The organism is Actinosynnema sp. NPDC023658 (assembly GCF_040639995.1).
Lineage (GTDB): Bacteria > Actinomycetota > Actinomycetes > Mycobacteriales > Pseudonocardiaceae > Actinosynnema.
Genome location: NZ_JBFAAX010000460.1, coordinates 1 through 4,645 on the forward strand (window position 1 = coordinate 1; position 4,645 = coordinate 4,645).

Consider the following 4,645-nt stretch of genomic DNA (forward strand, 5'->3'; position numbering starts at 1 on the left):
GCCGGGTCGTCCCGCCGGGTCGTTCGGCGGGCGGACGGGGAGGGGTTGGTGTTCGATGCCACCCATGTCCACCCCGAGCGCCGCCGCGTTACCGGACCCGCACGCGTCCCGAGCAGTGCTGATCGCCGCCCACTACCGGTCGCAGCGAGGAGTGCCCAAGATCGCGGCCGGGGCGCGGGAGTTGGCCGGACTGCTGCGCGACGAGCGGGTGTGGGGGCTGCCCGCCGGGAACTGCGCGCTGCTGGAGGACCCCGACACCGCCGACGAGGTCGTCGGGGCCATCGGGTCGGCTGCGAGGGGCGTGGGTCGCGGGGGTCGCCTGCTGGTCTACTTCGCCGGCCACGGCCACCGGGACGCCGAAGGCGGGCTCTGCCTGGGGGTGCGGCACACCGACCCCCGGGACCTGCCGTCGTCGGCGTTGCGCGTCGACTCGATCGGGTTACCGGTGGGGAACGACGACGTGGTCGTCCTCGACTGCTCCTACGCGGGAAGCGCGCGCCGGGTCGCGACCGCCGGGGCGATCCTCGGCGCGACCGGCGCGGACCGCCGGGTGGCGACCTTCCCCGACGGCTCACCCCACACCGCCTTCACCGACGCCCTGCTCGACGTGCTGCGCTCCGGTGTCGTCGGCGGGGGCGACCTCCTCGACGCCCGGATGATCCACGACGCCATCAGCGCGAACCTGGCGAAGCTCCCGGTGCCGCGACCGTTCCTGCACCTGGCGGGCGACCGCGGCCTCCGCCCGGTCGTGCGCAACGCCGCCGCCGGCGGATCGCGGGGGCCGCGCGCGGACTCGGCTCGATTATCGGACGGGTGGAGTCGGCCCGGCGCGCGCCGCGACCCGGCGGCCGGTGTCCGCGACCTCCTGCTCCGGTACGACGGTCGGGCGGTGGCCGAGCTGACGTGAGCGGGGGCGTTCAGCCGGCGGCGGTGAGGGTCGGGTCCGCCCAGACGCCCACGCGTTCCGGGCCGGGGCAGTCGCTCGGGTCCGCCGTCGGCGGCTCGACGCCGATCGTCAGGCGGCTCTTGCCGGCCAGGGGGACGTCCACCGCTTTCGGCGCGGTGCCGACGTTCTGGACCTCCGCCACCCGTTGGTCGTCGGTCAGGACGTAGAAGTCGAGCGGCTTCGTCTCGAGCGAATCGCCCGCGATCGCGACCTGGGCGGAGAAACGCTCGTATTTGCCGTCCAGCGCGAATGTGAGTTGTGCCGACGAACACCACGCGCCGTCGGCGGAAATGGCTTTGGTGTAGGTGGTCTTCCCCACCTTCGCCGCGGAGGCCGTCCACGGGCTTTCTACGTACATGTCGTCGATGGAGCTGCTGTCCACCGGCGCCAGGTCGGCCAGCCAGGTGGCACCCGGTCCGGCCGCGGCGGTGGTCGTCGTGGTGGAGGTCGACGTCGGCGCTCCTGCCTGCGTCGACGTCTCCCGCGGGGTGGCGACGGGTTCGGCGTCGAACGTGCTGCCGAGGAACATCCCCAGGCCCAGAACGGCCACACCGGCGATCGACAACCCGACCACCTTGCCGGTTCCGCGGCGCGCGCGGGCGTCGTCCAAGTCCTCATCCATGTCGCGACCCCTTCAGGTCCAAGACGTGAGCCGAACTCGCGGTATTGCCGGGGTATTCGTGCCGGACCGGCGCAGCAGGCTAACACCGGGGAGGGCGGTTTCGGGGTCGTTGTCCGTCGATCCGATTCGGTTCACGCGCTATCCGCAGAATTGCGGCGGTGAATCGGAATGGCCCGTTCACACTCCCCTTTCCCCGGTCACGCGCCGATCGGGGCGGCCCGGTGGTCGCCCGTCGCGGCACAACTGCGAAGAGTCGTGGCCGATCGACGTATCACGGCGCCGCGTGCGTGCTCCATACGGATATCGAGCACCGCGGGAGGGTCGAATGGGGCAGACGAGTGGCCGGGCGGTTCTGCAGGTCCACCCGACCAGGCTGTGCAACCTGCGCTGCCTGCACTGCTACTCCAGCTCGGGCCCCGACGTGGCCGAGTCGATCCCCGTCTCCGTGCTGTCGACCGTGGTCGCGGACGCCGCCGCGCTGGGCTACGACGTGCTGAACGTCTCCGGCGGCGAGCCGTTCCTGTACCCGGAGCTGCCCGCGCTGCTGCGCGCCGCCCGCGCGGCGGGGATGCGGACGACCCTCACGACCAACGCGGTGGCGTTGACCCAGCGCCGCATCGGCCTGGTACGGGGACTGGTCGACCTGGTCGCCGTGTCGCTGGACGGCGACCGCGCCACGCACGACCGGATCCGCGACCAGGAGGGGTGCTTCGAGAAGGCGCTGGCCGGCATCCGCAGGCTCACCGAAGCGGGGATCCCGGTCGGCGTGATCACCACGCTGACCCAGGGGAACGCCACTCAACTGGGTGAAGTCGCCCTGGCGGCGGCGCAATCCGGCGCGCTGCTGCTCCAGGTGCACCCGCTCGAACCGGAGGGCGCGGCGAACAGGCTGATGGCGGGCGAGCGCCCCGACGCCGTCGAGCTGGCCTACGCGGCGGTGGAGCTGGGCCGCATCGCCGAGGAGCACGGCCTCGCCGTCCAGCTCGACGCCGTGCCGCGCACGATGCTGGCGCGCAAGCCGGAAGCGTTCATGGCCGCGCCCGTGGACGGCGGGCAACCGCTGGGCCGGTGGCTGACCCCGCTGGTGATCGAGGCGAACGGCGCGGCGGTCCCGGTGTCCTACGGCTTCGACCGCCGCTACGGCCTGGGCAACGTGCAGGCCCGGCCGCTCGCGGAACTGGCGCGGCACTGGGACGCCGCACCCTTCCTCGCCCTCTGCCAGGCCACCTGGCTGCGCCTGGTCGAGGGCCGGACCGGCCCGCTCATCCCGTGGTACGGCCACCTGGTCCGCGCGTCCCGGACCCAGCGCCCCGCCACGGCCGGTCGCTGACCCGCTGTCCCGTCACCTGGCCAGGAGCTCCGCCGCGCCCAGGGTGTTGATCACCCGATCGGGGGTGACGCCGCACTCCTCGGCCCGCTCGCACCCGAACGACAGCCAGTCCAGCTGCCCCGGCGCGTGCGCGTCGCTGTCGATCGAGAACGAGCACCCCAGCTCGACCGCCAACCGCAGCAGCCGCCCCGGCGGGTCGCGCCGCTCCGGCCGGGAGTTGATCTCCACCGCCGTGCCGTGCTCGACGCACGCCGAGAACACCGCCTCCGCGTCGAACGTCGACTCCGGCCGCCCCTTGCCGACCACCAGCCGCCCGGTGCAGTGGCCGAGCACGTCGACGTGCGGGTTCGACACGGCGGCCACCATCCGCCGGGTCATCTCCGGGGCGGCCATCCGCAGCTTGGAGTGCACGCTGGCCACGACCACGTCCAGCCGCTCCAACAGCTCGGGCCGCTGGTCGAGCGCGCCGTCGTCGAGGATGTCCACCTCGATGCCGGTCAGGACCAGGAACGGCGCGAGTTCCTCGTTCAGCTCCGCCACCACGTCGAGCTGCCGCAGCAGCCGGTCGGCGGACAGCCCGTTGGCGACCGTGAGCCGGGGGGAGTGGTCGGTCAGCACCATCCACGAGTGGCCCAGGTCGCGCGCCGCCTCCGCCATCTCGCGGATCGGGCTGCCGCCGTCGGACCAGTCGGAGTGCGTGTGGCAGTCGCCCTTCAGCAACGCCCGCAGCGCCTGCCCGCCCACCACCGGCTCGCGGAACCGGCTCAGGTAGGTCGGCTCGCGCCCGGCGACGGCGTCCGCGACCACGCCCGCGGTGGCCTTGCCGATGCCGGGCAGGTCGGTCAGCGTGCCCGCCGCGACCCGTCGCTCCACCTCGCCGTCCGGCAGCGCCGCCACCACCTCGGCGGCCCTGCGGAACGCCCGGACGCGGTACGTGGGTTCACCGGCGCGCTCCAGCTGGAACGCCACCTGCCGCAATGCCCAGAGGGGATCCACGCCGTCCTGTCTACCCCGCACGGCCCCGGATCGCGCGTCAACCACCCGCCGCGGAACGCGCGTCGACCGCCCGGCCGGGCCCGGAACGCCCACCGCGCCCCGGCCGCACACCTCTCGACTTGGCGGCGTTCCGCGCGGAAGGCTTGCGGCTGCCGGTGCGCGGAACCGAGGATGTCCGCCATGTCCCCACGTGCGGTCGCGGTCGGGTCGCGGCGCAGGCCCAGCAAGGGCGACCTCACCTCGCAGGCGATCCTCGACACCGCCGAGCGGTTGCTGCAGACCCGTTCCCTGGACGACATCGCGGTCGACGAGCTCGCGTCGGGCGCGGGCATCTCGCGGTCGACCTTCTACTTCCACTTCGCGTCGCGGGAAGCCGTGCTGCACGCCCTGTCCGGCACGGTCCTCGACGCCCTCTACGAGTCGGCGTCGTCGTGGTTGCGGCGCGGCAGCGAGCCGCCGGAGGACTCCATCCGGCGGGCGCTGGGCGCGAGCCTCGCGGTGTGGCGCAAGCACGGCCCGGTGCTGCGCGCCGCCGTCCGGGCCCGCGACACCGACCCGTTGATGCGCGAGTTCTGGTCCGGTGTCGCGCGCCGCTTCGTCGACGCGACGGCGTCGCAGATCGCCATCGAGCGGGAGGCGGGCGTCGCGCCGCCGGGCCCGGACGCCAAGTCGCTGGCCGCGGTCCTGGTGTCGATGAACGAGCAGGCCTTCCTGACCCGCTCGCGGTCCCGCCGGTCGGCCGCGCGGGACC

Annotated in this window: 5 protein-coding genes; 3 read left to right on the forward strand and 2 right to left on the reverse strand. The window is 73.8% G+C overall.

Going from position 1 to position 4,645, the window contains the following annotated elements; genetic code table 11:
* Positions 1 to 64 precede the first annotated feature (64 nt).
* Complete coding sequence (locus tag AB0G02_RS28895; RefSeq protein ID WP_360799901.1) at positions 65 to 907, forward strand: hypothetical protein; 843 nt, start codon at positions 65 to 67, stop codon at positions 905 to 907.
* A gap of 10 nt (positions 908 to 917) precedes the next feature.
* Here AB0G02_RS28895 and AB0G02_RS28900 read toward each other — a convergent pair whose 3' ends face one another.
* Positions 918 to 1,556: an NPCBM/NEW2 domain-containing protein gene (locus AB0G02_RS28900; protein WP_360799904.1), complete on the reverse strand. Its 639-nt coding sequence runs from the start codon at positions 1,554 to 1,556 to the stop codon at positions 918 to 920.
* 337 nt (positions 1,557 to 1,893) lie between these two features.
* Here AB0G02_RS28900 and AB0G02_RS28905 point away from each other — a divergent pair, with 337 nt between their 5' ends.
* A complete protein-coding gene (locus tag AB0G02_RS28905; RefSeq protein WP_360799906.1) occupies positions 1,894 to 2,898 on the forward strand; it encodes a radical SAM protein in 1,005 nt (334 codons plus the stop codon).
* A gap of 12 nt (positions 2,899 to 2,910) precedes the next feature.
* Here the strand turns inward: AB0G02_RS28905 and AB0G02_RS28910 are convergent, their stop codons facing one another.
* Entirely contained in the window at positions 2,911 to 3,894 is a 984-nt protein-coding gene (locus AB0G02_RS28910; protein ID WP_360799909.1) for a PHP domain-containing protein, read from the reverse strand.
* 180 nt (positions 3,895 to 4,074) lie between these two features.
* Here AB0G02_RS28910 and AB0G02_RS28915 point away from each other — a divergent pair.
* Positions 4,075 to 4,645: TetR/AcrR family transcriptional regulator (locus tag AB0G02_RS28915; RefSeq protein ID WP_360799912.1), on the forward strand; the 571-nt coding region annotated here is incomplete at its 3' end.

What these genes read in the sequence shown, in the direction of transcription:
- AB0G02_RS28895 (WP_360799901.1), top strand. Translation starts at nt 65, where the DNA reads ATGTCCACCCCGAGCGCCGCCGCGTTACCGGACCCGCACGCGTCCCGA.
- AB0G02_RS28905 (WP_360799906.1), top strand. Translation starts at nt 1,894, where the DNA reads ATGGGGCAGACGAGTGGCCGGGCGGTTCTGCAGGTCCACCCGACCAGG.